3 protein-coding genes and 2 pseudogenes are annotated in these 3,829 nt (G+C 51.4%); 2 read left to right on the forward strand and 3 right to left on the reverse strand.

What is annotated here, in order from left to right:
* The first annotated feature begins 560 nt into the window (after window positions 1-560).
* A complete protein-coding gene (locus RTI30_RS13145; protein WP_312283988.1) occupies window positions 561-1,250 on the forward strand; it encodes an MBL fold metallo-hydrolase in 690 nt (229 codons plus the stop codon).
* Between the two features lie 212 nt (window positions 1,251-1,462).
* Here RTI30_RS13145 and RTI30_RS14380 read toward each other — a convergent pair.
* Window positions 1,463-1,580 (reverse strand): annotated as a pseudogene (locus tag RTI30_RS14380) (transposase); the annotation flags it as partial.
* Here RTI30_RS14380 and RTI30_RS13150 point away from each other — a divergent pair.
* A pseudogene (locus tag RTI30_RS13150) lies at window positions 1,581-1,875 on the forward strand (transposase); the annotation flags it as partial.
* A 166-nt stretch (window positions 1,876-2,041) separates the two neighbouring features.
* On the opposite strand, the gene moaA reads toward RTI30_RS13150, so the two are convergent.
* Complete coding sequence (gene moaA, locus RTI30_RS13155) at window positions 2,042-3,067, reverse strand: GTP 3',8-cyclase MoaA (protein ID WP_312283989.1); 1,026 nt, start codon at window positions 3,065-3,067, stop codon at window positions 2,042-2,044.
* 285 nt (window positions 3,068-3,352) lie between these two features.
* The coding region (locus RTI30_RS13160) for a DUF6858 family protein (protein WP_312283990.1) at window positions 3,353-3,829 on the reverse strand (477 nt) is incomplete at its 5' end.

Genomic DNA, 3,829 nt, shown 5'->3' on the forward strand with positions numbered 1-3,829 from the left:
AAAAGGCAAAAACAGGATCGGCAAGAGCCTCAACTAAGCTAATTTTTGGACGGTCAAGAAGAATTCCGAAGTTTTTGGAGATTTTTTCCGCATCCTCTTAGTCGCGTTTTGCGTAGTTTCGGGGAATGGATGCGCCCGCAAAGTGCTGCGAAGTGACGCTGCCGTCTTCACGATATCCGCGACAGGCGATTATACTCTTTTAATCCACCTTATTTACGAGATGGGATCGTGCCTGCGGCGGCAGGCACGACTGCGAATCGCAGTAAATTTTGGACATGATTCAGGGGCTTCCCCAGCGAGCACAAAAGAACCCTGCATATCCCCGACAGTCGACGACTGCTGTAGTACGCCTGCACCAGTGTGGTACCTGTAAATAGGGAACCTCGCTGTCCGCCGCGCTTCGTTCTACCCAGTGCCTCGAGCAAGGGTTCCGCATCATGCTAAAACTTGACAATTATCAATGCAGCTTCTCCGGGAGTGCTGTAGTAAGGGTTCTATCGGGGCCGCGCACGACCAAAGCCCCAACTTGGACATACTATGCGCGAAAAGGAGCCGATAGCATGTTTTTTCGACAGATCTTTGAACCGGATACCTGTACCTATACCTACCTCATCGGCGACCTGCTGTGGCGGGAGGCGATGGTCATCGACCCCGTTCTAGGCGAGGTGGATACCATCCTCCGAACTTTAGAAGCCGAAGGATTTACCCTGAAAACGGTGATGGAAACCCACGTCCATGCCGATCATGTCACCGGCGCCGGCGCCCTGCGCGACCGCACTGGGGCCAAGGTAGTGGTCAGCCGCCACGGCGGAGCCCCCTGCGCCGACATCTTGGTGGACGATGAGGACTTTCTGGTCCTAGGCGACGAGGTGATTCGCATCATCGCCACTCCCGGCCATACCCCCGGCTGCGTCAGCTACCGTTGGCGTGATCGCGTCTTTACCGGGGATGCTCTGCTCATCGGCGGTTGCGGTCGCACCGATTTTCAGGGTGGCGATGCCGGAATCCTCTACGATAGCATCACCCAGAAGCTCTTTACCCTGCCCGACGACACCCTAGTTTATCCCGGCCATGACTACAAAAAGCGGCGGGTCTCCTCCATTGCCGAGGAGAAAAGCTGCAATGCGCGCTTAGCGCAAAAAAGCCGTGAGGAATTCATTACCATCATGCAGGAACTGGATCTACCCAAGCCACGCTACATTGATGTAGCGGTACCAGCCAACCAACGCTGCGGCGCGCTAATCAATTAAGGAGGCATCTCATCAATAAAACGCATAAATAAAATAAACGAATTCTCAGGAACAGCAGTGAGGCAGGGCATTATTAACCCGGCCCTTAACTGCCTGATAGAGCATGCCGGACGGCTGGGTGGCGGAAGTAACTCATGACTTTTTCCGGCATTTGCCGCAGCTTCTTACGAATATCATCGCCTTTTGCACGAGAGGCGTCTTGTCGGTACTGACGGGACCGGTACGCAGGGCGGTTTTGAAGTCTCGGTTGAGATATCCGTCTGGATTGAATTCTGGTGCATAGGAAGGGAGAAAGACCAGCTCGATCTGTTCCTTTCTCGGTGCAAGCCATACCAGCTTCGCCTAACCTACCAGGACATCTTCCATATCTAGAATCGCCACCTGGGTGCGGCTCTGCTCAAGTCATGGGTAGAAAATGCCAAGAGCAGTGGCCTACACCATCAGGAACCATTGAGATGGGGTGTTACACTGGTTCAAAAGCCAAATCTCCAAAGGCATACTGAAAGGGTTCAACAGCCTGATCCAGGCCGTCAAAGCCAAAGCCCGGGGCCATCGCACTATCAAGAACTTCATCAAGATGGCATCTCTGGTCTTGGGTAAGCTGGATCTGAGGATATCCACTTAAACCGTCGAGGAGCCGGTTTATATGCGTGATTCCTGCATCGCCCAAGAGATCGATCGTTTTCACCGTCGTTTTGCACGCAATCATTCCATAATCTCCCCTGTTCTCTTGCTACATATTTTCCTCCAACACCCAGAGTGAACGGGTTTTTGAGACGCTCCAACTTATTTCAACCCCCAAGACGCATCATAAATATTTTTGAGGATCGCTTCCGATCCTGAAGAAACGCATGTTGCTCTGGTTTATCTGCCCAAACTCCAGCACGGATGGATTCCGCTACCATCCCATCATCCATAGACGGTTCTCGGAGCAGGGGCAGAAGATCCATTCCCTGCTCCTGGCCAAGACAATAGACCAAGCGTCCCGCGGCAGTAAGCCGGACCCGATTACAGGAAGCGCAGAAGCTATCGCTGATAGGAGTAATAAAACCAATTTGGCTCGAGCCCTTGGCGAAGCGAAAGAGGCGTGCTGGTCCCTGGTCACGGCCACTGGCAATGGGAAAGAGCCTCCCAACCTTCTGTTCCAAAATGGAACGGGCTTCTACCGCCGATAGGTAGGAGGTATCATAAACACCACTACCAGCCACGCCTAGCGGCATCATTTCAATGAAGCGGATATCAAGTTCACGGCTTTGAGCAAAATCCACTAGCTGGAGAATATCTTCCTCGTGTTTTCCCCGCATCAATACTGCATTAAGTTTGATTCTCGGAATTCCTACGGATCTGGCCTTTTCAATCCCCGACAACACCTTTGCCAAGGAACCACCTCGCGTGATGACGTGGAAGCGTTCCGGATCGAGGGTATCCAAACTGACATTGAGACTATTGAGCCCGGCCGCTTGGAGATCGGCAGCAAAACGATCTAGCAAGTAGCCGTTGGTACTGAGACTTACCTTACCTATTCCGAGCCCAACCCCATACCGAACAGTTTCCACGACCCGAGGATGAATCAATGGTTCCCCACCAGTAAGACGCAAATGTTGTAGACCCAGTCCACGGAAGATTCGCAGCAAGCGTTGCGTCTCCGAGCTGTTAAGATGGTCCTTCCGATCAAAAAAAGGAGTCCCTTCAGCCGGACTACAATATTGGCATCGGAAGTTACAGTGCTCCGTTATGGAGAATCGCAAATAGGTAATTTGCCGACCAAAGCGATCATGCAACCCATCTTTCTGCACCGTAGCTTTTGGTTTCTTCATTTCACTATTCCAACGAAGACAAAGCTCCTCTTCATAGTCAGCAACACTGACGACTGTGGTGGATGTTGACTACATACTGCGCCTTAACAAAAAGAGTCAATACTACAAGGCTCGACCCACCACAATGGAAAACTCCTGACACCGACTGCGCCCCAGGGCTTACGCATAAAAACTGTCAAGATGTAACAAACTGGCGATGTTTTTAACTCATGTAACCGCCTGGAATTATCGCCATATGGAGCAAGTGCTCAGTAATTTTCATGCGTAAGCCCTGCCTCGGATCTCCTAGGAGATGGCGCCGACCAGCGCTAACATGGTATCGGTGACGGGTTGGGCAGGTGCCTCCAGAAAATTCAGCACAAAGCGGTCAGTAAACTCGGTCACGCCGATGGAGCGGGGCCGCAGTGCCACGATGTCTGCATGAGGAATGGCGTTAGCCACGCAAAAGACCAGAGTTTGGGCACCAAGAATGTCATCAGCAATTTTCCCGCCCCGCTTTTGCACATGGTCGTGCAAATCAAAAACAGCAATGACCTGGGAGGAGGGGTTCTTAGCAAGCGCGGCTTTAAGAGCATCAATGATTTCCGGAATGTTCCGGTAGGTAGTTTTTTCCTTCAGGATCTCCTGATAATAAATCGGAAACTTCTCATTGATAATTTTTTGTAACATCATTTTCTCCTGCGATAAAGGTAGTGCTGGTATGGTTTCGCAACAGCGTTGTTCAGCTCCCGGATTTACGTTACTGAGATGCTGATCAATACT

It is taken from the genome of Candidatus Igneacidithiobacillus taiwanensis (assembly GCF_031962545.1).
In the GTDB taxonomy this organism is placed as follows: domain Bacteria; phylum Pseudomonadota; class Gammaproteobacteria; order Acidithiobacillales; family Acidithiobacillaceae; genus Igneacidithiobacillus; species Igneacidithiobacillus taiwanensis.